Raw genomic sequence first — 22,534 nt, 5'->3', positions numbered from 1 at the left:
TTATTAATTCTTTTTTAATTCTTCAAGAAACGATTCATCTTCCTCAAAAGCCGTACCAACAACTACCAAATCCGCTCCTGAATTATACGCATCGTCTAATTGCTTTTTGTTTTTTATACCCCCACCAACTAGTAACGGAATATTTAATTCTTTTTTAACTGCGCTTATAATATCTGCTGTTATTGGCTTTAAAGCACCACTACCAGCTTCTAAATAAATTAGTTTCATTCCTAATAATTCCCCTGCCTTGGCCGTATCTACTATGTTTTGAATATCGTTTCGCGAAATAGGTTTTGTTCTGGTAACTCTTTCAACGCTTGTTTGCTTTCCGTTTTCAATTAGAATATAACCCGTTGGAATAACTTCAAGGTTCATTGTACGTAATTTTGAAACGGCTTTAACTTGTTTTCCTATAAGATATTCAGAGTTTCTTCCTGAAAGTAATGATAAAAATAAAAGAGCATCGGCTTTTCCTGTTAATTGCTGGATATCTCCCGGAAATAATATAACAGGAATCTTAGTATACTTTTTTATTTCTATAACCAAATCATGACTAGCATGTTCTTTAACAGTACTTCCGCCAACAAAAATATGGGTTGCCATAGATGTACTCAGCTTTTTAATAAAACTTGAAATAGTACTAAAAGCTATCTTATCTGGGTCAATTAAAACCGCAAATAACTTCTCATTATTTTTTATCGATGCCTGTATGTTTTTGTAGATCGTTGTCATTTAAACTAAGGCATAGGCACAAGTAAAGCCTTCAAACTCTAAAAAGTTAATGTTGTAGCGGTATTTTTTGTTGTCATAATCAATCCAAGCATATGTTTTGTCATCTTCTATTGCAAATGGAATAACCAAACAATGATCTTTAAAGCTTAACCCAGGCGTTGCAAACAGTTTATATAAGGATTCTTTTACGCACCAAATTCGTGTTAGTTTTTTAATATAATCTTCATCGGTTTTGCTTAGATAATCAAATTCATAATCAAGAAACTTATGAGCAATAATGGTTATTTTATCGCGCTGTTTTTCAACATCTATACCAACGACATCATCACTTACAACAACAGCCGAAAAAATAAAGGAATGTGTAATCGAAATATGTTTACCATCATGTAAGTGCGGTTTTCCGTTTTCATCATAAAACAAATCGGAATCCTGATATCCAAACTCGGCCAACAAATGTCTCACACTTAAAAAACCGCGTTGGTGTAATTCACTTTTCATTCCTAAAACTCGTTCTAAATTTTCTGATTTTAAAGAAATTCCATTTATCAAATCATCGTAAGACTCTGTAATCTTCCATATTTTAACAGTAGTTTGTGAATTTGGAGTAATGGATTTATAAAGAGGCATTTAATTTTCTGAAAGTTATTAGTTATCTTTGCAGGCAAAAATTGTTAAATACAAATATACTAATATGAACACAAAAACAATTGCTTACGTTCCTAATAAGGTAAAAGATATATCGCTAGCTGCCTGGGGAAGAAAAGAGATTGAATTAGCCGAGGCCGAAATGCCTGGTTTAATGAGTCTGCGTGAAGAATACAAAAATTCACAACCACTTAAAGGAGCTAGAATAGCAGGTTGTTTACATATGACCATTCAAACAGCTGTACTTATAGAAACCTTACAGGCATTAGGAGCAGAAGTAACTTGGAGTTCTTGTAATATTTTCTCAACACAAGATCAAGCTGCTGCTGCAATTGCCGCCGAAGGAACAGCTGTTTATGCTTGGAAAGATATGACTGAAGAAGAATTTGATTGGTGCATTGAACAAACACTTTTCTTTGGAGAAGACAGAAAACCGCTTAACATGATTTTAGATGATGGTGGAGATTTAACTAATATGGTTTTAGATAAATATCCCGAACTTGTATCAGGAGTAAAAGGATTAAGTGAAGAAACTACAACGGGAGTTCATAGATTATATGAACGAATGAAGGAAGGCACCTTACCTATGCCAGCAATCAACGTTAATGATTCTGTTACCAAAAGTAAATTTGATAATAAATACGGCTGTAGAGAAAGTGCTGTTGATGCTATTCGAAGAGCTACCGATGTTATGTTAGCTGGAAAACGAGTTATTGTTTGTGGTTATGGCGATGTAGGTAAAGGTACTGCTGCCTCTTTTAAAGGTGCTGGAAGTATTGTAACAGTTACTGAAGTTGACCCAATTTGTGCATTACAAGCGGCTATGGACGGTTTTGAAGTTAAAAAACTGGAAACTGTTGCACCTAATGCAGACATTATTATAACTACTACAGGAAATAAAGATATTGTGCAAGCACAACATTTTGAAGCTGTAAAAGACAAAACTATAATTTGTAACATTGGACATTTTGATAATGAAATTGATATGGCTTGGTTAAACAAAAACCACGGTCATACCAAAAACACTATAAAGCCTCAAGTAGATAAATATACCATTAACGGAAAAGACATTATTATACTTGCAGAAGGTCGTTTAGTAAATTTAGGTTGCGCTACTGGTCATCCAAGTTTTGTAATGAGTAACTCATTCACAAACCAAACCTTGGCTCAAATTGAACTATGGACCAATAGTGAGGCTTACGAAAACAAAGTATATATGTTGCCAAAACATCTTGATGAAAAAGTAGCAAAATTACACCTTGAAAAAATTGGTGTTGAATTGACTGAACTTCGGGAAGATCAAGCTAAATATATTGGTGTAAACGTTGAAGGTCCTTTTAAACCTGAGTATTACAGATATTAATATATCGTCATTGCGAGGAGTTTGCGACGTGGCAATCTCTCAATAATGAATAAAATTATAAGTCCTAAGCAGAAATGTTTGGGACTTTTTTTGTTTACATTTTATAACAACACAATACCTAAGGTATGGATTAAATCAATATCTTATGCCTTAAAGTTTTTGTAAATGAACAATAGAAGATTAACTATTTTAAAAAACCAGCTATCCAAGTTAGAAGCATATATTCCATTAATTGACAAAGAAAATCCTAAAGTTTCAAAATCAACAGTGGGTTGGCAACTAGACCATACCTTAAAAGTGTTTAACGCCGTTAGTGAATGGATCGAAAACTCAAATTCAAAAGATTACGAACGAACATTTAATTTTTGGCGTAGTATTCTATTTCCATTAGGCTATTTTCCAAGAGGAAAAGTAAAAGCTCCAAAATTTGTTATGCCACCTGAAATTATTATTCCTCAAGATTTACGCACCCAAATACAAATAGCAAGAACACATATTGAACACTTAAAGCAATTACCAAAACAAGCTTATTATAAGCATTTTGTTTTTGGAAAATTATCAAAAAACCAGACGTTACGATTTTTAGAAATACACACCAAACATCATTTAAAAATTATAAATGATATTTTGAAGAAATAAAAAAACCTTTCTGAAAACAGAAAGGTTTGTTATACTTAAAAGAATTGTTTCTTAAGCTTCAAAAGGCTCAATAGAAACATAAGATTTATTATCTTTTTTCTTTGTAAATTTTACAACGCCATCAACTTGAGCGTGTAATGTATGATCTTTTGAAGAATATACATTTTCTCCTGGGTGATGTGTATTTCCTCTTTGTCTAACGATAATATTTCCAGCTATCGCAGCTTGACCACCAAAAATCTTAACACCTAAGCGTTTTGATTCTGATTCTCTACCGTTTTTCGAACTTCCGACTCCTTTTTTATGTGCCATTTTATTTCGATTTTATTTTTTATATTAACTTAAAGCATCAATTAATTCAGCTTTCTTCATTGAAGAATATCCTGTAATTTCTTTTGCTTTTGCCATCTCTCTTAATTCAGCAACCGTTAGGCTACTTAAATCTTGGGTAGCTTCTTCTTTCTTAGCTGGTTTAGCTTCTGCTTTTGGAGCAGCAACTTCAACTTTTGGTTCTGCCTTTTTTGGTTCTGCTTTTTTCTCTACTTTGGCAGCTTTTTTAGCTCCTGAAGCAGCAATGCTTTCAATAATAATTTCAGTTAAAGATTGACGATGACCGTTTTTCTTACGGTAACCTTTACGTCTTTTCTTTTTGAAAACTATAACTTTATCACCTTTTAGGTGCTTTAAGACTTTTGCTCCTACTTGAGCTCCGTCTATAGCTGGGGCGCCTACAGTTACATTGTCACCATCACCAATTAGAAGAACATTATCAAAAGCAACTTGCTTTCCTTCTTCAGTTTGTAAACGGTGAACAAAAACTTTCTGGTCTTTTACAACTTTAAATTGTTGCCCTGCTATCTCTACAATTGCGTACATAGCGTAACGTTTTATTAATTAAATTATTTAAAAATGAGTGCAAATATACTGCTAATAAATTAATTTACAAACGTTTTATTTCTTTTGAGACATATTTCCGCTATTTTTAAAAAGCATCATCACTGTAAGGGCAGAAACAATCGTTGTAGCAAAGCCCATAATAGCAACAATAAAAGTAACCAAACCATCATTAATATCGAAACCGCCATTCATAGTTTTGAGCAATTCGACTAGAAAATCAGGATTAATTTCAGTCGAATACAATAAAAAGAATAAAGTAAACACAATGGTTGCTGTGGCTCCTGTTATAATTCCTGCTGAAAAACCACTTGTATATGTAAATGCGTCACCTTGTTCTAATTTGTAAAACCTAATAGCCTCATAAATACCAATAGCTGTAATGGCTGCATTTAAAAAACTGAATATTGGATTGGTGTGTTTATTAAACAGGGCAAGAAATAAAAAGTAAGCAATTAATACGGCACTTGTTACAAGGCCAAATCTAACGGGAAGGATTATTTTTTTCATAATATTTTTTATTTAATTCATTTAAATTTCGGAAAAAATTATGGTTTAAAATAATTACACCTTCATTTTCGTCATTAGTAATCAAATAATTAGAAAGAAATATTCTTTAACTAGACACGCGCTTGTGCGATAAATAAACCCCAAACAAAATAATCATACTTGCAAATATTTGAAGCATTCCAAACGTTTCTCCATCTAAAAATCCCCAAGTTAAAGCTACAATTGGCATTAAAAATGTCACTGATGAAGCAAACACAGGTGTTGCAATATGAACTAATTTATTAAATAATACTTTCGCCAAAGCGGTTCCAAAAAAAGAAAGTATGGTTATATAAACCATAGACATTTTTAGTTCTGGGTTTTTAAAGGTCGCTTCCGAAAAGAAATCTGTAAACAATAAAACTATAACAGCTGGAAAAAATATAGCCATATAATTACCTGCAGCTATACTCAAAGGAGGCACATTTTGTAAATGGCGTTTGATAATATTTACATTGGTGCCATACATTACAGTAGATAAAATTACAAATCCTGCAAATAGATAATTTTGATTAGGATTCAATTCTGCTCCTTTTAAAATAAGCATGGTTGTTCCTACAAAACCAACCAAAACCCCTAAAACTTGTCGTTTTGTTGATGTTATTTTAAACGCTGCAAAACCAATTAAAACCGTATTTAATGGTGTTAATGAATTCAAAATTGAAATGACGGCACTATCTATTTCTGTGCCAGCAATAGCAAATAAAAATGCTGGAAAAAAAGAGCCCAAAAACCCTGAAATAGCAAGCCATTTCCATTCTTTTTTTGAAATTAATTTTAGTTTATTAAATCCTACAGCAAATAGAAATAATCCAGTAATAATAGTTCTTAATGCACCTAGCTGATACACCGTTAAACCTAAAAGTGATTTTTTTATTAAAATGAACGAACTTCCCCAAATAATTGAAAGTATAAAAAGGTACATCCATTTTGTGTGTTTTTCGTTCATAGTTTACGATTCTTTTTCAAAAATTAGAATGATTAATTTTTTCGCAAAAGAAGACTTTATTTTTGTATTTTCACCAACAATTTTAATACTTATAAATAATGAACACATTTAAAAACATTATGGGAGTTTTATTGCTGACTCTAATTTCTTTTAATTGCAAAAATAAAGCTAATCCTGAAGTAAAAACCATAGAAGTTGAAACTGCATCCCAAGCAGCAAAATCAGTTGACCCAAATGCAACATATGCTAAAGCTGAGTTTACCATTGATGGGATGACTTGCGCTATAGGTTGTGCCAAAACTATTGAAAGAAAAATTGCAGGAATGGATGGTGTAAAATCTGCGACTGTGGATTTTGATCGTAAATTAGCTATGGTTGAATATGACGAAGCCAAAGTAACACCTACTTCTCTTGTTGAAACCGTTGGTAAAGCTGGTGACATGTATAAAGTTAGTGATATGAAAACAGTTGAAGATTTTTCAACTAACAAACAAGAAAGCGCTGCAAAATGCAATCCAGACTGCACAAAAAAAGACTGTGCGAATTGCAAAACAAAAGCCAAAGGTTGTAACGCAAAATGTGCTAATAAAACAGATGCTGAAAAAATGGCGTGTGCTAAAGATTGCAACAAGCCTTGCTGTGCTAAAAAAACTGAAGTATAAGTAAGTCTATATATCTACATAAAAAAAGCTTCTCAAATGAGAAGCTTTTTTTATGTGCTATTTCCATTTAACAGTTTCCATGATGTGCTTAATATCTTTTTCTAAATATTTTGCGGCTGGAAAAATAGAGTCATAATTTGGTTTTGCATAAAAATACAGAGAACCTGTTAAAAAATGTTCAACACTATCGGTTACATAAAACTGTGATTGTGATGCAGCATTACCACCAACTTCGTAAAACATACCATACACCTTATTCATTTTGTTTTCATAAGCTCTATCTATAATTTCATCAGCCTTAATAGTATGCTTTTGTGTAAAATTTTGTGCATCTTTTACAAAAGCCAACAAATTATTACGATCGTGATTTATGGATTTATAAGTTAAATAAATAGTTCCCTTTAAACTCGGATAGGCAATGTTAATTCCATAACTCTCTGTTGTACTTTTTATATTCTTCTCTGTAATTTTTTTAGCTAGGGTATTCACTTCAAAAGAGAACGGTATGTCATCAACTTGTGTTTTAACATAATTAGCTATTGGATATTCTAAACGTAAATATGCTTTGGGTTTTGGAACAACATCATCGTTACAACCCATAATAACAAAAAACACTAAACCTATATACCAACAATGTTTCATCTGCTTATCATACTTTTATAGAGGCTACAAATAGTTAACCACTTATTAATTTTTATTTTGTAAAATGATTTTTAAACACACTTGGCATTATTCTAATTTAGTGAATTTTACAAATTTAATGCGTTTTTTATCTAAAGCCTCAATAGTAAAAACGTAATTTTTAAAATTTATTTTACTGTTTAATTTTGGAAAATTTCTAGAAACTTCAAGAACAAAACCAGCAACGGTTTCTGCCTCACCTTTATGTTCTTCAAACATGTTTTCGTCTTCAACTTTTGTAATCTTATAAAAATCTCTCAGAGCTGTTTTGCCTTCAAAAACAAAATTATGATCGTCTAATTTTGAATACTTTAAATCTTCATCATCAAACTCATCACTTATATCACCTACTATTTCTTCAATAATATCTTCTAAAGATATTAATCCAGACGTTCCACCGTATTCATCAACTACAACCGCTAGATGCACTTTTTTCTCTTGAAATTCTGCCATTAAATCATCTAACTTTTTATTCTCTGGTACAAAAAAAGGTTCCCGCAATAAAGTTGTCCAATCAAACTGTTTTCTATCTAAATAGGGTAGTAAATCTTTCACATAAAGAATACCCTGAATTTTATCAATATTGTCTTTATAAACAGGAATTCTAGAATACCCGTTTTCAACAATTTCTTCCATGATTTCTAAATATTTTTGATCGACATTGAGCGCAAAAATATCTATTCTAGGGCGCATAACTTGCTTGGTATCGGTATTTCCAAAAGACACAATGCCTTGCAATATTTTTTGTTCTTCTTTAGTGGTATCTTCCTCGCTTGTAAGTTGTAAAGCTTGTGATAATTGGTCGACACTTAAATTTGATTTTTGTTTACCCAATTTGTTATGAATACCAATGGTAATACTTCTCATAGGCATACTTAATGGTGATAACAATACATCTAAAACTCGCAACGGATAGGCCATAAATGTTGCAAACTTAACCTTGTTTCTGCTAGCGTATATTTTTGGTAAAATTTCACCAAATAATAAAATTAAAAAGGTAACTAATATCACCTCAACAAAAAACTTAATATTCAAGTTGAAAAAATAAAAGTCAATCGTCATATCTACACCTTCAAAAATAATCTCGCTTAAAAATGCAAATAAGATGACGATGCCAATATTGATAAAGTTATTCGCAACAAGTATAGTAGCTAATAATTTTTTAGGCCGCTCTAATAGTTTTGAAATTATTTCTATGCGTTTAGATTTCTTTTCTAAACCATCCTCTATATCGGTTCTTGTAAGTGAGAAAAGAGCAACTTCGGCTCCAGAAATAAGTGCTGAAAAGAACAGCAATAAAAATAAAAGTACAAGACCAGAAACAATAGAAAAATCAATTGTCATTAATAAGGTTTTAAAACTCGGGGGATCAGGATCCAAATAATATAGATATTAGTTAAACAAATTAAAATGGAAGGTCATCATTCTCTTCTTCAATAGGCTCATTAGCCATTTGTTGATTATCTGTTTTTTGGCTAGCTGTCTTATTTTGTGTTTGTCCTTCGCTCTCTTTTTTAGTTGTTAAAAACGTAAAATCGGTACACTGAATTTCGGTAGAATACCGTTCGTTTCCACTATCATCTTGCCATTTTCTGGTTTTTATACGTCCTTCAACATAAATTCTATCACCTTTACTTAAGTATTTTTCACAAATTTCTGCTGCCTTGTTACGTACTACAATATTATGCCACTCTGTATTGGTTACATGCTCATTAGTTTGTTTACTTACATAAGTTTCATTGGTAGCTAAAGGAAATCTTCCTACGCATCCGCCTCCTTCAAAATAATGCATTTTTACTTCATCTCCTAAATGCCCTATTAGCATCACTTTATTTAATGTTCCAGACATAAAATTTTGTTGTATTTAAAAAGCAAAATTAACCAATTGCTTCTCATTTTTTTAAAATTAATAAAAAAATATCACAGTGAAGACTAAACTCTTAAAAATTAAAATGATCTATAAAATTTCCTATTAGAATGGGCACAGGAAAGTCGTGTATTGTATCAATTGAAATACTTTTAGGCAAAACAGCATCAACTGTTATAATCCAAAATTTTACATACAAATGCTGATGAGATAATTTATGAATAATTACTGCTTCATTATATAGGGACAATTCATAATCAACATTCTTTAACAACTCATTTTTATTTATATGCTTTTCAATGTCGTTAACATCTAAATGTCTTTTGCTTTCTAAAAGAGGAAATTGATATAAATTCTGCCAAATACCCTTACCCTCTCTTTTTTCTAAAAAAGTTTTTTTGTCTTTAGAAAGAAAGACTAAATAGTTAAAGTGCTTCTTAGAAACTTTTATGGTTTTTAATTTAATGGGCAATTCATTAATAGTTTTAGTTTGTAGTGCTACACAACTATTTTGAAATGGACAATCCTCACAATTTGGATTTTGTGGCTTACATTGTATAGCGCCAAACTCCATAATAGCTTGGTTAAACTCTGCTGGATTTTGTTTATCAATTAAATCTTGTGCCAACAATTTAAATTCCTTGGAGCCCTTTGAAGAATTTATGGGTGTTTTAATACCAAAATAACGCGATAACACTCTATACACATTACCATCTACAACAGCTGTGGCTTCATTGAAACAAATAGACGCTATAGCACTAGCTGTATAATCGCCAACTCCTTTTAATTGTAACAAGCCTTCATAGGTATTTGGAAATACACCATTTAATTCTTCGGCAATATATTTTGCTGTGGTGTGCAAATTTCTAGCACGTGAGTAGTACCCCAAACCTTGCCATAATTTTAAAACCTCACTTTCTTGAGCTTTTGCAAGATGAAAAATTGATGGAAATTCTTTGATAAATGACTCATAATAAGGTAATCCCTGCTTGATTTGTGTTTGCTGTAAAATAATTTCGGATAACCAAATGCGGTAAGGATCAATAGTTTGCCTCCAGGGCAAGTCTCTCTTATTATTTGAGTACCAATGTATTATTGTTTTTGAAAATACCATTCTTTAATTTAAACGAGCTGGCAAAAATAAACGTTTATAATCTTAAATTTTAATGAATTAGGTTTGAAATATTGAATATTAAATTCCTATATTTGCATCCCTTTAAATTTATACAGTAACTAAAATAAAATATTAAAAATGACTAAGGCTGATTTAGTAGCAAAAATTTCTGAGAAATTAGGAATCGAGAAAGGTGATGTTCAAGCAACCGTTGAAACGTTTATGGACGAAGTAAAAACCTCTTTAGAAAGCGGAGACAACGTTTATTTAAGAGGATTTGGAAGCTTCATTATTAAAACAAGAGCAGAAAAAACTGGTAGAAATATTTCAAAAAACACTACTATAAAAATACCTGCACACAATATTCCTTCTTTTAAACCTGCAAAAGTTTTTGTTGAAGGCGTAAAAACTAATGTAGACGTTAAGTAACAACATTTTAATTTATTATTAATTTTAAAACATAATATATGCCCAGCGGTAAAAAACGTAAAAGACATAAGGTTGCAACGCACAAACGAAAAAAACGTGCACGCGCTAATCGTCACAAAAAGAAAAAATAATCTAAAAAAGTAGTTTCTAAGCTACTTTTTTTTGGTTTTTGAAACACAAAAGTTCTTTGAAATGAGTTCATTAATAATTTAAACACTTTTATGTGTCTTTTTTGAACTCCACGGATTTAAAAAATCCTGTGAAATGCCTTGAAAAAGGAAGTCTTAAAATCACTTAGACAACCTAAGGCATTAAATTTGATAATTAAAAATTATTGAATTTTAAAATAATGTATAATCCATCTGTATAATTTGGTTGCTAGTTGATGGCTTTTAGTTGATGGTTATTGGTGTTACACTTTTAACTTTTAACTTTTAACTTTTTAACTTTTAACTAGAGAGTATGGATAAAAATTAACTTAATGGATAAAGAATTGATTATTCGATCTAGTTCAGAAGATGTTGATTTTGCCTTATTAAAAGATGGAAAACTTATTGAATTACATAAAGACGAAGGTGGTAACGACTTCTCTGTTGGTGACGTGTTTATCGCCAAAATAAGAAAAGCAGTACCAGGACTAAATGCTGCATTTGTAAATGTAGGTTATGAAAAAGATGCCTTTTTGCATTATCATGATTTAGGCCCAAAACTTCCCTCTCTTTTAAAATTCACAAAACGTGTAAGCACAGGTAAACTAAAAGATTTTTCTTTAAAAAATTTCCCATTTGAAAAAGATATTGATAAAAACGGAAGCATTGCCGATGTTTTAAAATCAAATCAATCGCTATTAGTACAAATAGTAAAAGAACCCATATCAACTAAAGGTCCCAGAATCAGTTCTGAGTTATCAATAGCTGGTAGATATATCGTTTTAGTTCCTTTTTCTGATCGTATTTCTATTTCTCAAAAAATAGAAAGTAAAGAAGAAAAGGATAGATTAAAACGGTTGGTAAAAAGTATTACACCACAAGGTTTTGGAATTATTGTTCGTACCGTAGCAGAAGGCAAAAAAGTAGCCGAACTAGATAAAGATTTACAAAATTTGCTTAGTCGTTGGACGGCAATGTGTAAAAAGCTACATAAAGCCCATCATCCAAGTAAAGTGTTAGGAGAAATGAATAAAGCCTCGTCTATGTTACGAGACATATTCAATGATACCTTCACTAGTATTCATGTTGATGATGAAGAGCTTTATTATCAAATTAAAGATTATGTGCAAGAAATTGCACCCAATAAAGAATCAATCGTCAAATTGTATCAGTCTAATGTTCCTATTTATGAAAAATTTGGAATAGAAAGACAAATTAAAACCTCCTTTGGTAAAACCGTTTCTATGGCAAAAGGCGCCTATTTAATTGTAGAGCATACAGAAGCCCTGCATGTTGTAGATGTAAATAGCGGTAATAGATCTAATAAAGCCAATAACCAAGAGGATACAGCATTAGAAGTTAACTTAATAGCTGCTACAGAAATTGCCAGACAATTACGCTTGCGTGATATGGGTGGAATTATTGTAATAGATTTTATAGACATGACCAGTGCTGAAAACAGGCAACAGCTTTTTAATCACCTTCGTGATGAAATGAAGGATGATAGAGCAAAGCATAAAATATTGCCCCCAAGTAAATTTGGCTTGATACAAATAACAAGACAACGAGTACGTCCAGAAATGAACATAAAAACTCGTGAAGAAAATCCAGATGCCATTAATAATGGTGAAGAAGTAGAAGCACCAATTGGATTGGTGACTAAAATTACTCACGATCTGGAACAATTATCAAAAAAAGACTATAAAAAGCTGATTTTAAACACACATCCTTTTATAGCAGCCTTTTTAACAAAAGGTTTTCCATCAGTGCGTTCAAAATGGTTTTTTGAACACAAAAAATGGGTTAAAGTTTTACCAAGAGATGCTTACACATATTTAGAATATCATTTTTTTGATAAAGATGGTAAACAAATTAAATAATTAAAAAACCCCTTACTATTTGTTTAGTAAGGGGTTTTTGTTTTATGGCACTTCGAGTGATTTTGATTTTTGTCAAAATTTTATCGAGAATTTAGGCAATTGCTAAAGCACCACTCTTGTAGTTTGCCTTGAACGAAGCCGAAAGACTATATCTTTTTTGCTTTTAATGGCAAAAAAAGGATGCCGCTTAAATCGCTATTGTAAAGTTTTGAACTAGCTACAAATTTAGAATTAAATCAACTTTAATTGCTCTTCTCCCACTAAGCAGAGCTTAGCGCTAGTGGGCGGTATAATAACGACTAATTTTTCTATATCAGAAAACATTTGCGTAAGTTATTTCCTTATATTTAGTGCCAAATAATTCCATGTTAAAATAGTATTTTAAATGAAACTCCTTAATTTATTCATATCTTTTTTATTTTTAAGTGTATTGACTTATTCATGCTCAAACTCAGATAACAATCAACCAGAAGAAGAACCATTAAAAAATGTAACTTATAATGTTTTATTTTGGGAATTTACTCCTGATACTGGTAATAACACTTTTAGATTACACTACGAAATAGAATTCCATAATCCAAATGATGTTACTATTAATGGGTTTTATAGAATAACTCAAAATGCTGATGGCTTAGAAACAACCCTTCTTTCTTCTAATAAATCTCCATGCTATACAATAGAAGCTAACTCAAGTTGCACTTTTAGTTTTGACGAAGAAGATTCATTTGATATAGCAAGGATTAACTCAATTAAGTTAATATCTGTAGAATATAATCTTGAAGAATAATACGCAAACATTAAAACAACCGATGTTTACTTAAATGATATGATTACATTAAAATATTTTGATTTATTCCTTATAGCCATCTTATTCTTGGGTTGTACAAGCAATTCTGAAGATAAGGAAGAATCTGTTGATTGTTTTAACAAAGCTTCCATGGAATCATTTGAAATTGAACCTGGACAATGCGTTGTAATTACTGAAAATCCAGACATGAAGTTAGTATTAGTAGGATTTGAAAACCACTTTAAATCTATTAATAAGATTTATAAAACCACAGTAACAGTCAGATTAGAAGAACCTAACTTCACATGGGAGACACTCCATGAAATTGAGGATAACCCAGATACTGATATCATAAAATTTTCTGGAGAAATCCGTACTGGTATAAATAATGATTCATATACTATTTACATAGACAACATTGATTATACTGAAACGGAAACAGAATTTATTTTTCACAAGGCAACTATTAGGGTTGAATATAGCATTAATTAACTACTTCCCCCACTAACGCTAAGCTCAAGCTTAGTGTAACTCATTACAAGACATAGCAAATCTAAATATTTCAAGAAAGAACCTTTATAACGAAGTAGCGCTAAACGTATCACCCTGAGATAAATCTCCTGTATCAAATCCTTTTTTAAACCATCGCATGCGTTGTGCAGACGTTCCATGAGTAAAAGAGTCTGGAACTACCCTTCCACTGGATTGCTTTTGCAAACGGTCGTCACCTATAGCGTTAGCTGCATTTAAAGCTTCCTCAAGATCACCAGACTCCATCATTCGTGTCATTTCTTGAGAATAATGCGCCCAAACTCCTGCAAGAAAATCGGCCTGAAGTTCTAGTCTAACCGAGTATTTATTATATTCCGTCTGACTAACTTGTCCTCTTAATCGCTCCATTTTAGCAGTAGTTCCCATTATTTTTTGAATATGATGCCCAACCTCATGAGCAATCACATAGGCTTGCGCAAAATCTCCTGGCGCGTTTAACTGACGTTCCATGTCGTCAAAAAAACTTAAATCTAAATATAACTTTTCATCACCCGGACAATAAAAAGGTCCCGTAGAACTAGAAGCAGACCCACATGCAGACGACACCGAACCAGTAAAAAGCACTAAGGTTGGCTCTCTATAATTATCTAAAAGTTTGTTCCAAACATCCTCGGTATTTGCTAAAATAGTCGCACTGAAATCAGCTAATTCTTCATCTTTAGCTGTTGGCTCATAGCTTGTAGATGATTCTGTCTGTATTGGTCCACCACTTAAAAACTGACTAATTAAAGACAACGGATTTTTGCCCATTACTAAAGAAATAACTAAAAATGCTCCAACAATAAAAAGTCCTACTTTAGAAAAAAGAATTCTAATTAAAGGCATTAATAATGATGGGTTAAACCCACCAATTCCTTGACCAGAACTACTCTGCCCTCTGCGGTCTTCAACATTAGAACTTCGTCTTCTACCTTGCCATTTCATATTACTATCAAATTAATTACATGAATTTGTGCGTCAATTTACATATAATTTCAATATTTCAAATAAATATTTTTCAGCTACTTATTCAAATAATTTTTTTAAACACTGCTTTTAATACTGATGAAATAATCAAAAACCCCTTGCTTTTTGAAAGTAAGGGGTTTTGTCTTTTATAAAGATTATACCTGAGTAGAGATGACAAAAACTAAGGTGCCGGATTAGGAATCACAGCATGTACCGCATTAATTTGCTCTAATATATTTTCATTCAATGTAATATCAATACTATCAATGTTTTCTTTTAACTGCTCCATTTTGGACGCACCAATAATATTACTGGTTAGAAATGGCTGCTGGTTTACGAAAGCTAAACTCATTTGAGCCAAAGTCATATTATTATCTTCTGCTATTTTTAAGTAACGCTTTGTAGCCTCTGTAGATTGCTCACTGCTATATCGTGCAAATCTTGGATACAATTTCAATCTGGCATCATCCCCTGCTATTCCCTTAATATACTTCCCGGAAAGTACTCCAAATGCCATAGGCGAATAAGCTAGTAACCCAATGTTTTCTCTAATAGATACTTCAGCCATATCGCCTTCAAACACCCTGTTAATTAAAGAATAAGCATTTTGAATGGTACTCATTCGTGGTAATTTATGAGTTTTTGATTCTTCCATATACCGCATGGCACCCCACGCTTTTTCGTTAGACATGCCTACATGACGAATTTTTCCCGCTTGAATTTGTTCATCTAGTGCATGTAACACCTCATTAAAATTATCTTTCCATTCATCACTAGGGTCATGTTTGTAGTCCCTTATACCAAATGTATTGGTTAAACGTTCTGGCCAATGAATTTGATACAGATCAATATAATCAGTCTGTAAGCGTTGTAACTCTTTATCAATTGCTTCTTTAATTGATTCGGACGTAAGTCCTGTTGTTCTAATATGAGCTGAATAATCACTTGAGCGACCAATAATTTTACTTGCTAAAACAACCTTATCTCTATTACCAGTTTTTTTAAACCAAGTACCAATAATCTTACTCGTTCTTCCCTGTGTTTCAGGGTTTGCCGGAACAGGGTACATTTCAGCGGTATCAAAAAAATTAACACCATGTTCAACGGCATAATCCATCTGCTCGTGACCTTCTGCTTCGGTATTTTGATTGCCCCAAGTCATAGTCCCTAAGCAAATTTTACTAACTTTTATATCACTATTTGGAAGTGTTGTGTATTTCATAACAATTTTTAACTTTTTTTTTAAAAGCTTAAAGATAAAAAAACCTTTCAGATTCTATTTCTCTGAAAGGTTTAAAACTTTGTTAACTAAAGAACTCTATTATTACAAAGAGTATCTTCGCAATGATGTTTCTTAATTATCATTTAATAATTTAGACAATTCATCTAACTTAGGTGTTAAAATAACTTCAATCCGTCTATTTTTAGCTCTACCCTCAGGAGTATCATTGGTAGCAACAGGAGCAAATTCACCTCGTCCTGCAGCCGTTAAGTTCTCAGGATTAATAGCTGGGTTTTCTTGTAAAATATTAACAATTGCTGTTGCTCTTTTGGTAGATAAATCCCAATTGCCACTTAATTGGGCATTCCCTTGGTATGGCACATTATCGGTATGGCCTTCAATTAAAACCGCTATATCAGGGTTTTGTCCTAATACACTTCCTAATTGTTTTACCGCACGTCTTCCTTCTGTTCCAACAGCCCAACTTCCTGAACTAAATAACAGTTTGTTTTCCATAGAAACATATACTTTACCATCACGTTGCTCAACAGTCAATCCTTTGCCTTCAAAATCTGTTAACGCTCTGGAAATAGCCTCTTTTAAAGCTGTCATTGCCGCATCTTTATCGGCTATTACTTTTTCTAAATCTGCCACACGATTCGATCGATCTTCCAATTCTTTTTTAAGTTTCTCTAGGCGTTGGTTCTCTGCTGCTAAGGCTTGCTCTTTAGCCTCCAACTGTGCTAACAATTCTCTGTTTTTTTGAGAATTGGCTGCAATGGCTGCCGAACTATTTTTTTCTAAAGCATCATAAGAATCCTTCAATGCGTCATAATTAGCTTTGGTGGCATTATAATCACTTTGAAGTTTGTCTCGTTCCGCAACCGCTTTATCATAAGCAGATTGAAGTTGATCTAATTCATTTTCAGCCGCTGTTTTAGCACTTAAAAGCATGTCGTTTTCATCGGAAAGCTTTCTGTTTTCTTGTTTTAAGTTATTATATTTTCCTTCTAACTCTTTATAAATTTTGGGAGATACACATGAACTAAGAAGTACAAATGTTAATACTAGTAATGAGATTTTTTTAATCATTTTAAACGTTCTGTTTTAAGGTTTGCTTTTTTTATTTTTCTATTTCTACTAAAATGGGGCAATGATCGCTATGCACTGCGTTAGATAGTATAACGGCTCTTTTAATGTTTTCTTGTAATGGATTTGCAACCATTGCATAATCTAATCGCCAACCTTTATTATTGGCTCTTGAATTAGCACGATAACTCCACCATGTATAATTATTTGGCTCTTTATTAAGATACCTAAACGAATCAATAAAACCACTATCAATAAAGTCTCCTATCCATTCGCGCTCTACAGGTAAAAAACCAGAAACGTTACTTAGTCCTTTAGGGTTATGGATATCAATTTCTTCATGACAGATATTGTAATCGCCACAAATAATTAAATTAGGTATGTCTTTTTTAAGTTTATTGATATAGTCTTGAAACATATCCATGTATTCCAGTTTATGATCTAAGCGCGCATCATTGGTTCCAGATGGCAAATACAAACTCATTACCGAGACCCCATCAAAATCTGCCCGAAGGTTTCTCCCTTCGAAATCCATTGACTCAATTCCCGTGCCATATTCAACATGATTAGGCTCAATTTTACTTAAAATAGCCACACCACTATACCCTTTTTTTTGAGCGCTGAACCAATAGTTGTATTTGTATCCTGCCTCAACAAAAAGATTTAAATCTAATTGTTCTTTTAAGGCTTTGATTTCTTGCAAGCAAACAACATCTGGATTGGCACTTTTTAACCAATCTAAAAATCCTTTGTTTATGGCTGCTCTGATACCATTGACGTTATATGAGATTATCTTCATTATTTGTAATACATTATTGTGCGTTCCCCCCTTTTATTGGTACAACTCACTTTTTACAAAAAGTGAGTTAATTTCAGCTAAAATAAATAATGCGTTACTTTTACACTATTATTTTAAAGCACTTTTAACGAAAACTATTAACAAAATATTTTAAACGATTTGTAGTTTAAGTATCAGATGAAATTTACCAGCTTCCTTGTTATCTTTTTTATGGGATTTTGTGCATTGGCTCAAAACCATAATTCTAATTATAGAACTAAAAAAGTTGCTGTAAATGATACCATTGCAATTGATAGTGTTAGTATTAACCCCAATTACTTTTCAATTAAAACAACAGATGGTTTATTTATTGATGAATCACATTATAGCGTTGATTTTCCTAAAGCAATTTTAACTTTTAAAAAACCAGTTGCAACAGATTCTATCATCATTAATTATCTTAAATTTCCCGATTTTTTAACCAAAACCTATCAACAGTTAGATGATAAAATTATCGTTAAAAATAATGATAATAGCCAAACACTATACAAACTATCTCAAAGCAATCAAGAATCAAATTTTGTTCCTTTTGATGGGTTGACCACCTCGGGAAGTATTTCGCGAGGAGTTACTATTGGTAATAATCAAAATTCTGTTTTAAATAGTCAATTAGATCTTCAAATTACAGGAAAATTAAATGATAAAGTATCCTTACGCGCCTCCATACAAGACGCTAATATTCCATTACAGGAAAGTGGGTATTCGCAACGTTTGGATGAATTTGACCAGGTGTTTATTGAGTTGTATAGTGACCAGTGGAATGTACGTGCAGGCGATATTGATTTAATAAAAACCAACTCTTATTTTGGCAATTTTTCAAAACGTGTTCAAGGACTTATGGTTAATGTCAATTTGGGAAATGAAGACACTAAAACCAATTTATTTGCTGCTGGAGCCTTGGTAAGAGGACAATTTACTCGAAGTCAGTTTACGGCTCAGGAAGGCAATCAAGGGCCTTACAAACTTCAAGGACAAAATGGCGAATTGTATGTGCTTATTGTTTCGGGAAGTGAAACGGTTTACGTTAATGGCGTTGCGTTAAAACGTGGTGAAGATGAAGATTATATTATTGATTACAATGCAGGTGAAATCATTTTTAATTCGACGTTTCCTATTACGTCTGAAATGCGAATTACAGTCGATTATCAATATAGCGAACGTAATTATTCACGTTTGGTGGCTTACGGCGGTGCCACTTATGAAAGCAATAAAATTGATTTGGGGGTTTCTGTTTATTCAGAAAATGATGCTAAAAACCAACCCTTACAACAAAATCTGTCTCAGGAACAAGTTCAAATACTCGCAAATGCCGGAGATAACACATCATTAATGGTAGCGCCTTCTGAAGTTCAAGAAACATTAAATGACAATCGGATTTTATACAAAAAAGAGCTCATTAATGGTAAAGAAGCCTTTGTGTTTTCTAATAATCCAGATGATGTTTTGTACCGTGTTACCTTTAGTTTGGTTGGTGCCAATCAAGGTAATTACATATTAAGTAGCATCAATGCCATTTCTAATATTTATGATTATATAGAACCTGTTGGAGGGATTCCGCAAGGAAATTACGCACCTATTGTTCAGTTGATTGCGCCAACAAAACTTCAACTTGCGGTGGTAAATGGGAGTTATCATCCAACTGAAAAAACAAGGCTTGATTTTGAAGCTGCAGGAAGCAAAAATGACCTCAACTTATTTTCTAATCTTGACGATGCTAATAACAATGGCTTCGCTGGAAAACTCAAAATAACACAAAGCATTGTAAAAAACGACAGCCTTTGGAACTTAAATGTATTCGCTGATATTGATTATATTCAAAAGAATTTTAAAACGATTGAACGCTTGTACAAGGCAGAATTCAATCGTGATTGGAATATTGAAAACCCTCTTGGAAATCAACAATTATTCACAACCGGGCTATTATTAAATCACTCTAAAAAAGGGAGTGTTTCATATGAATTTGAGCATTTGGGGTATTCGGAAAACTTTAATGGAAACAGGCAGGTTGCTACTATAAATTTACAATTAAACAAATTCAATATTCAATCATTCTCAAGTTTCCTAAAAGCTTCATCAGACATCAATAATTCATCATTTTTGAGATCCTATAACAGAATTACGTATAGTTTCAATAAAAGTTGGTTAGGTACTAAAATAGCTATTGAAGATAATGAACAAAAAAATCTTGTTACTTCGGAATTAACGCCTTTGAGCCAGAAATTTAAATCGTACGACGTCTTTTACGGTATTGGAGACAGCACGAATGTATTTGCTGAAATTGGCTATAAAAACAGAGTGAATGATAGTATAAGAAACAATCAATTACAAAAAGTAAATACCTCCAATACCTTTTATTTAAACTCTAAACTTATAAAGAACAAGAACACCAATCTGTCTATATATATTAATTATAGAACTCTTAATCATGAAGATCCAGATATTGCTGATGAACAATCGTTAAACTCAAGATTACAATACAACCAAAAGTTTTTTAAACAACTCATACAATGGAATACTGTTTTTGAAACCAATTCTGGTGCTCTAGCTCAACAAGATTTTACTTATGTAGAGGTTGAGCCTGGTCAAGGCACTTTCACATGGAATGATTATAACAACAATGGGATTCAAGAATTGGAAGAATTTGAAATAGCTCAATTTCAGGATCAGGGAAAATTTATAAGAGTCTTGTTACCTAATAGAATTTTTATAAAAACACACCAAAACAGGTTGAGTCAAAGTTTAACTATCAATCCTTCTTCATGGTCTGTTAGCAAGAATGTATCCCAGAAATTTTGGTCACACTTTTACAACCAAACCAGTTATTTAATTGATAGAAAAATCAAAAGAGACGGCAATAACTTTAACATTAATCCTTTTAAAACAAATTTAGATAATCAACTTGGACTACAATTAAACTTAAGAAACGTATTGTTTTTTAATAGAGGCAAGCAACATTATACAACATCTTACACCTTTTTATCCAACCAATCTCAAAACGTTCTATCGGTAGGATTTATTAAAAATAGCTTGAAAAGTCACCAATTAAATTTCAATCATAAAATTCAAGAATCTTGGTTGCTTGATCTCTCCGCTTATTTTGACACTAATAAAAGTGTAAGCGAGAACTATTCAAGTAAAAATTATAACTTTAATAAACAGCGTTATAACCCTAAGCTATCCTATTTGTTTAATGATAATAATCGTTTTGACGTGTTTTTTCAATATGCTTCAACCTCGAATACTATAGGTGATTTAGAGTCTTTAAAACAACAAAAATACGGGATGTCTTTCTCCTTTTCTAACAACCAAAAAGTGGCTATTAATGGTGAACTCAATTATTTTTTGAATGATTTTATTGGGAATCCAAATTCTCCTGTCTCGTATCAAATGTTAGAAGGTCTACAACCAGGAAAAAACTTTACGTGGAATTTATTGGCCCAAAAAAAACTCACTAAATTTCTAGATTTAAACTTAAGTTATTTTGGAAGAAAGACTGAAACGAGCAAAACTATTCATACTGGAACCATTCAGTTAAAAGCATACTTTTAAAAATTCAACACATCAATTTGTTTAAAAACTGATATGATATTTTTTACAGATTCTATATAAAATTTAGGTTGAATTCTCTCATAATCATCTGTTGGCATATGATAGTCTTCATGGTCATCAACACCAAAATATATAAAAGGAATTCTTTTTTTATAAAATGATGCATGATCAGATGAATAGGTCCAATTCTCTAAGTTATCTTGACCATCATGACCAGCAATCAGTTTTGCACCATCAGATTGTTTAAAATTTGAAATTAAATATTTAAGTGTTTTATTGTATCGTGTTCCAACGGCATACAATATATGTGTGTCACTTCTGCTAATCATGTCCATGTTTAAATTAACCATGATAGCTTTTAAAGAAATGTTGGGATGATTTACAAAATATTTTGAACCCTGTAAGCCTAATTCCTCTGCATCAAAAGCAGCTAAAATTATAGAGTGTTTTGGCGGGTTTAATTTAAAATATTCGGCAAAACTAAATAAGGCACTTACTCCCGAAGCATCATCATCGGCACCATTATAAATTTCTCCATTTTTTATGCCTTCATGATCATAGTGACCACTAATAACAATATATGTATTAGGATATTCTGTACCCTTTACCAAGCCCAAAATATTAACTCCTTGATAGCTTTTGCCTTTTTCTGAGAATGAGAATGGTTGTTCGTAATTCTCAATAAGGGGCAAAACTCCCAGGTTATTAAATTCATTAATAATATATTTCCTGGCCTTTAAAGCGCCTCTAGTTCCTGTGCGTCTTCCTTCAAACGTATCAGATGATAGTGTTTTAATATGATTTAATAAGGATGCTTCGCTAAATAACTGTCCTGAAACAGAATTTTTATGGGTATGAGAATTATTACTTTGTCCGTAGTTAAAAATAAACGTTAAACTAAATAATATTGTATAAAAGTTAATTTTCAATTGCATTTAAGGCTTGTTAAAAATGGACGGCAAATCTAAATAAAAATCCCATGAAAATACATGGGAT

The 22,534-nt window shown here is 32.1% G+C and carries 23 protein-coding genes; 8 read left to right on the top strand and 15 right to left on the bottom strand.

Annotated elements, in window-relative coordinates; all coding sequences use genetic code 11:
• Nucleotides 1–3: 3 nt before the first annotated feature.
• Nucleotides 4–732 (bottom strand): phosphoglycerol geranylgeranyltransferase, encoded by a 729-nt coding sequence (locus G5V56_RS02295; RefSeq protein WP_166960686.1) that lies wholly within the window; start codon nucleotides 730–732, stop codon nucleotides 4–6.
• Nucleotides 733–1,359, bottom strand: coding sequence for a 4'-phosphopantetheinyl transferase family protein (locus tag G5V56_RS02290; protein WP_166960683.1), 627 nt, complete (start codon nucleotides 1,357–1,359; stop codon nucleotides 733–735).
• A 64-nt stretch (nucleotides 1,360–1,423) separates the two neighbouring features.
• Between G5V56_RS02290 and ahcY the strand changes: the two genes are divergently transcribed.
• Together ahcY and G5V56_RS02280 are read left to right on the top strand one after the other, a co-directional pair.
• On the top strand, nucleotides 1,424–2,740 hold the full coding sequence (gene ahcY / locus G5V56_RS02285; RefSeq protein WP_166960680.1) for an adenosylhomocysteinase: 1,317 nt from the start codon (nucleotides 1,424–1,426) through the stop codon (nucleotides 2,738–2,740).
• 165 nt (nucleotides 2,741–2,905) lie between these two features.
• Nucleotides 2,906–3,379, top strand: a complete 474-nt coding sequence (locus tag G5V56_RS02280) for a DUF1569 domain-containing protein (protein WP_166960677.1) — start codon at nucleotides 2,906–2,908, stop codon at nucleotides 3,377–3,379.
• A gap of 51 nt (nucleotides 3,380–3,430) precedes the next feature.
• On the opposite strand, the gene rpmA is transcribed toward G5V56_RS02280, so the two are convergent.
• From rpmA to G5V56_RS02260, 4 genes are all read right to left on the bottom strand, one after another.
• The gene (gene rpmA, locus G5V56_RS02275; protein ID WP_166960674.1) at nucleotides 3,431–3,691 is read right to left on the bottom strand and encodes a 50S ribosomal protein L27; all 261 of its coding nucleotides are present in this window, start codon (nucleotides 3,689–3,691) and stop codon (nucleotides 3,431–3,433) included.
• Between the two features lie 24 nt (nucleotides 3,692–3,715).
• Nucleotides 3,716–4,255, bottom strand: coding sequence for a 50S ribosomal protein L21 (gene rplU / locus G5V56_RS02270; protein ID WP_166960671.1), 540 nt, complete (start codon nucleotides 4,253–4,255; stop codon nucleotides 3,716–3,718).
• Nucleotides 4,256–4,330: 75 nt separating this feature from the next.
• Entirely contained in the window at nucleotides 4,331–4,783 is a 453-nt protein-coding gene (locus tag G5V56_RS02265) for a DUF4199 domain-containing protein (RefSeq protein ID WP_166960668.1), read from the bottom strand.
• Between the two features lie 106 nt (nucleotides 4,784–4,889).
• Nucleotides 4,890–5,771 (bottom strand): DMT family transporter, encoded by an 882-nt coding sequence (locus G5V56_RS02260; RefSeq protein ID WP_166960665.1) that lies wholly within the window; start codon nucleotides 5,769–5,771, stop codon nucleotides 4,890–4,892.
• 98 nt (nucleotides 5,772–5,869) lie between these two features.
• Between G5V56_RS02260 and G5V56_RS02255 the strand changes: the two genes are divergently transcribed.
• Nucleotides 5,870–6,433, top strand: a complete 564-nt coding sequence (locus G5V56_RS02255; RefSeq protein ID WP_166960662.1) for a heavy-metal-associated domain-containing protein — start codon at nucleotides 5,870–5,872, stop codon at nucleotides 6,431–6,433.
• A 57-nt stretch (nucleotides 6,434–6,490) separates the two neighbouring features.
• Here G5V56_RS02255 and gldD read toward each other — a convergent pair whose 3' ends face one another.
• From gldD to mutY, 4 genes are all read right to left on the bottom strand, one after another.
• Nucleotides 6,491–7,075: a gliding motility lipoprotein GldD gene (gene gldD, locus G5V56_RS02250; RefSeq protein ID WP_166960659.1), complete on the bottom strand. Its 585-nt coding sequence runs from the start codon at nucleotides 7,073–7,075 to the stop codon at nucleotides 6,491–6,493.
• Between the two features lie 87 nt (nucleotides 7,076–7,162).
• Complete coding sequence (locus G5V56_RS02245) at nucleotides 7,163–8,494, bottom strand: gliding motility-associated protein GldE (protein ID WP_166960656.1); 1,332 nt, start codon at nucleotides 8,492–8,494, stop codon at nucleotides 7,163–7,165.
• Nucleotides 8,495–8,519: 25 nt separating this feature from the next.
• Nucleotides 8,520–8,963, bottom strand: a complete 444-nt coding sequence (locus G5V56_RS02240; RefSeq protein WP_166960653.1) for a single-stranded DNA-binding protein — start codon at nucleotides 8,961–8,963, stop codon at nucleotides 8,520–8,522.
• Nucleotides 8,964–9,054: 91 nt separating this feature from the next.
• Nucleotides 9,055–10,095, bottom strand: coding sequence for an A/G-specific adenine glycosylase (gene mutY, locus G5V56_RS02235; RefSeq protein ID WP_166960650.1), 1,041 nt, complete (start codon nucleotides 10,093–10,095; stop codon nucleotides 9,055–9,057).
• A gap of 138 nt (nucleotides 10,096–10,233) precedes the next feature.
• Between mutY and G5V56_RS02230 the strand changes: the two genes are divergently transcribed.
• The 4 genes from G5V56_RS02230 (at nucleotide 10,234) to G5V56_RS02215 (ending at nucleotide 13,832) form a co-directional block, all read left to right on the top strand.
• Nucleotides 10,234–10,524, top strand: coding sequence for an HU family DNA-binding protein (locus G5V56_RS02230; RefSeq protein WP_166960647.1), 291 nt, complete (start codon nucleotides 10,234–10,236; stop codon nucleotides 10,522–10,524).
• A gap of 481 nt (nucleotides 10,525–11,005) precedes the next feature.
• Nucleotides 11,006–12,553: an Rne/Rng family ribonuclease gene (locus G5V56_RS02225; RefSeq protein WP_166960644.1), complete on the top strand. Its 1,548-nt coding sequence runs from the start codon at nucleotides 11,006–11,008 to the stop codon at nucleotides 12,551–12,553.
• Between the two features lie 385 nt (nucleotides 12,554–12,938).
• Nucleotides 12,939–13,340 carry a hypothetical protein gene (locus tag G5V56_RS02220; protein WP_166960641.1) on the top strand — a complete coding sequence of 134 codons (402 nt, stop codon included), beginning with the start codon at nucleotides 12,939–12,941 and terminating at the stop codon, nucleotides 13,338–13,340.
• A 39-nt stretch (nucleotides 13,341–13,379) separates the two neighbouring features.
• Nucleotides 13,380–13,832 (top strand): hypothetical protein, encoded by a 453-nt coding sequence (locus G5V56_RS02215; protein WP_166960638.1) that lies wholly within the window; start codon nucleotides 13,380–13,382, stop codon nucleotides 13,830–13,832.
• An 84-nt stretch (nucleotides 13,833–13,916) separates the two neighbouring features.
• On the opposite strand, the gene ypfJ is transcribed toward G5V56_RS02215, so the two are convergent.
• From ypfJ to G5V56_RS02195, 4 genes are all read right to left on the bottom strand, one after another.
• Nucleotides 13,917–14,816: a KPN_02809 family neutral zinc metallopeptidase gene (gene ypfJ / locus G5V56_RS02210; protein WP_166960635.1), complete on the bottom strand. Its 900-nt coding sequence runs from the start codon at nucleotides 14,814–14,816 to the stop codon at nucleotides 13,917–13,919.
• 205 nt (nucleotides 14,817–15,021) lie between these two features.
• Nucleotides 15,022–16,062, bottom strand: coding sequence for an NADP(H)-dependent aldo-keto reductase (locus G5V56_RS02205; RefSeq protein WP_166960632.1), 1,041 nt, complete (start codon nucleotides 16,060–16,062; stop codon nucleotides 15,022–15,024).
• A gap of 132 nt (nucleotides 16,063–16,194) precedes the next feature.
• Nucleotides 16,195–17,154 carry an OmpA family protein gene (locus G5V56_RS02200; protein WP_166960629.1) on the bottom strand — a complete coding sequence of 320 codons (960 nt, stop codon included), beginning with the start codon at nucleotides 17,152–17,154 and terminating at the stop codon, nucleotides 16,195–16,197.
• A 31-nt stretch (nucleotides 17,155–17,185) separates the two neighbouring features.
• Nucleotides 17,186–17,950: an exodeoxyribonuclease III gene (locus G5V56_RS02195; RefSeq protein ID WP_166960626.1), complete on the bottom strand. Its 765-nt coding sequence runs from the start codon at nucleotides 17,948–17,950 to the stop codon at nucleotides 17,186–17,188.
• Nucleotides 17,951–18,127: 177 nt separating this feature from the next.
• On the opposite strand from G5V56_RS02195, the gene G5V56_RS02190 reads away from it, so the two are divergent.
• Nucleotides 18,128–21,538, top strand: coding sequence for a DUF2460 domain-containing protein (locus G5V56_RS02190; protein ID WP_166960623.1), 3,411 nt, complete (start codon nucleotides 18,128–18,130; stop codon nucleotides 21,536–21,538).
• On the opposite strand, the gene G5V56_RS02185 is transcribed toward G5V56_RS02190, so the two are convergent.
• The gene (locus G5V56_RS02185) at nucleotides 21,535–22,473 is read right to left on the bottom strand and encodes a M28 family peptidase (protein WP_166960620.1); all 939 of its coding nucleotides are present in this window, start codon (nucleotides 22,471–22,473) and stop codon (nucleotides 21,535–21,537) included. The two genes, G5V56_RS02190 and G5V56_RS02185, sit on opposite strands and share 4 nt — an antisense overlap.
• Nucleotides 22,474–22,534 lie beyond the last annotated feature (61 nt).

The organism is Yeosuana marina (assembly GCF_011762485.1).
Taxonomy (GTDB): Bacteria; Bacteroidota; Bacteroidia; order Flavobacteriales; family Flavobacteriaceae; genus Yeosuana; species Yeosuana marina.
The sequence above is the reverse complement of the archived record's forward strand: the minus strand, read 5'-3'. Positions and strand labels throughout refer to the sequence as shown.

Bases quoted from the DNA above. Each gene is read 5' to 3' on its own strand.
- G5V56_RS02295 (WP_166960686.1), bottom strand. From the start codon at position 732: ATGACAACGATCTACAAAAACATACAGGCATCGATAAAAAATAATGAG.
- G5V56_RS02290 (WP_166960683.1), bottom strand. From the start codon at position 1,359: ATGCCTCTTTATAAATCCATTACTCCAAATTCACAAACTACTGTTAAA.
- ahcY (WP_166960680.1), top strand. From the start codon at position 1,424: ATGAACACAAAAACAATTGCTTACGTTCCTAATAAGGTAAAAGATATA.
- G5V56_RS02280 (WP_166960677.1), top strand. From the start codon at position 2,906: ATGAACAATAGAAGATTAACTATTTTAAAAAACCAGCTATCCAAGTTA.
- rpmA (WP_166960674.1), bottom strand. From the start codon at position 3,691: ATGGCACATAAAAAAGGAGTCGGAAGTTCGAAAAACGGTAGAGAATCA.
- rplU (WP_166960671.1), bottom strand. From the start codon at position 4,255: ATGTACGCAATTGTAGAGATAGCAGGGCAACAATTTAAAGTTGTAAAA.
- G5V56_RS02265 (WP_166960668.1), bottom strand. From the start codon at position 4,783: ATGAAAAAAATAATCCTTCCCGTTAGATTTGGCCTTGTAACAAGTGCC.
- G5V56_RS02260 (WP_166960665.1), bottom strand. From the start codon at position 5,771: ATGAACGAAAAACACACAAAATGGATGTACCTTTTTATACTTTCAATT.
- G5V56_RS02255 (WP_166960662.1), top strand. From the start codon at position 5,870: ATGAACACATTTAAAAACATTATGGGAGTTTTATTGCTGACTCTAATT.
- gldD (WP_166960659.1), bottom strand. From the start codon at position 7,075: ATGAAACATTGTTGGTATATAGGTTTAGTGTTTTTTGTTATTATGGGT.
- G5V56_RS02240 (WP_166960653.1), bottom strand. From the start codon at position 8,963: ATGTCTGGAACATTAAATAAAGTGATGCTAATAGGGCATTTAGGAGAT.
- mutY (WP_166960650.1), bottom strand. From the start codon at position 10,095: ATGGTATTTTCAAAAACAATAATACATTGGTACTCAAATAATAAGAGA.
- G5V56_RS02230 (WP_166960647.1), top strand. From the start codon at position 10,234: ATGACTAAGGCTGATTTAGTAGCAAAAATTTCTGAGAAATTAGGAATC.
- G5V56_RS02225 (WP_166960644.1), top strand. From the start codon at position 11,006: ATGGATAAAGAATTGATTATTCGATCTAGTTCAGAAGATGTTGATTTT.
- G5V56_RS02220 (WP_166960641.1), top strand. From the start codon at position 12,939: ATGAAACTCCTTAATTTATTCATATCTTTTTTATTTTTAAGTGTATTG.
- G5V56_RS02215 (WP_166960638.1), top strand. From the start codon at position 13,380: ATGATTACATTAAAATATTTTGATTTATTCCTTATAGCCATCTTATTC.
- ypfJ (WP_166960635.1), bottom strand. From the start codon at position 14,816: ATGAAATGGCAAGGTAGAAGACGAAGTTCTAATGTTGAAGACCGCAGA.
- G5V56_RS02205 (WP_166960632.1), bottom strand. From the start codon at position 16,062: ATGAAATACACAACACTTCCAAATAGTGATATAAAAGTTAGTAAAATT.
- G5V56_RS02200 (WP_166960629.1), bottom strand. From the start codon at position 17,154: ATGATTAAAAAAATCTCATTACTAGTATTAACATTTGTACTTCTTAGT.
- G5V56_RS02195 (WP_166960626.1), bottom strand. From the start codon at position 17,950: ATGAAGATAATCTCATATAACGTCAATGGTATCAGAGCAGCCATAAAC.
- G5V56_RS02190 (WP_166960623.1), top strand. From the start codon at position 18,128: ATGAAATTTACCAGCTTCCTTGTTATCTTTTTTATGGGATTTTGTGCA.
- G5V56_RS02185 (WP_166960620.1), bottom strand. From the start codon at position 22,473: ATGCAATTGAAAATTAACTTTTATACAATATTATTTAGTTTAACGTTT.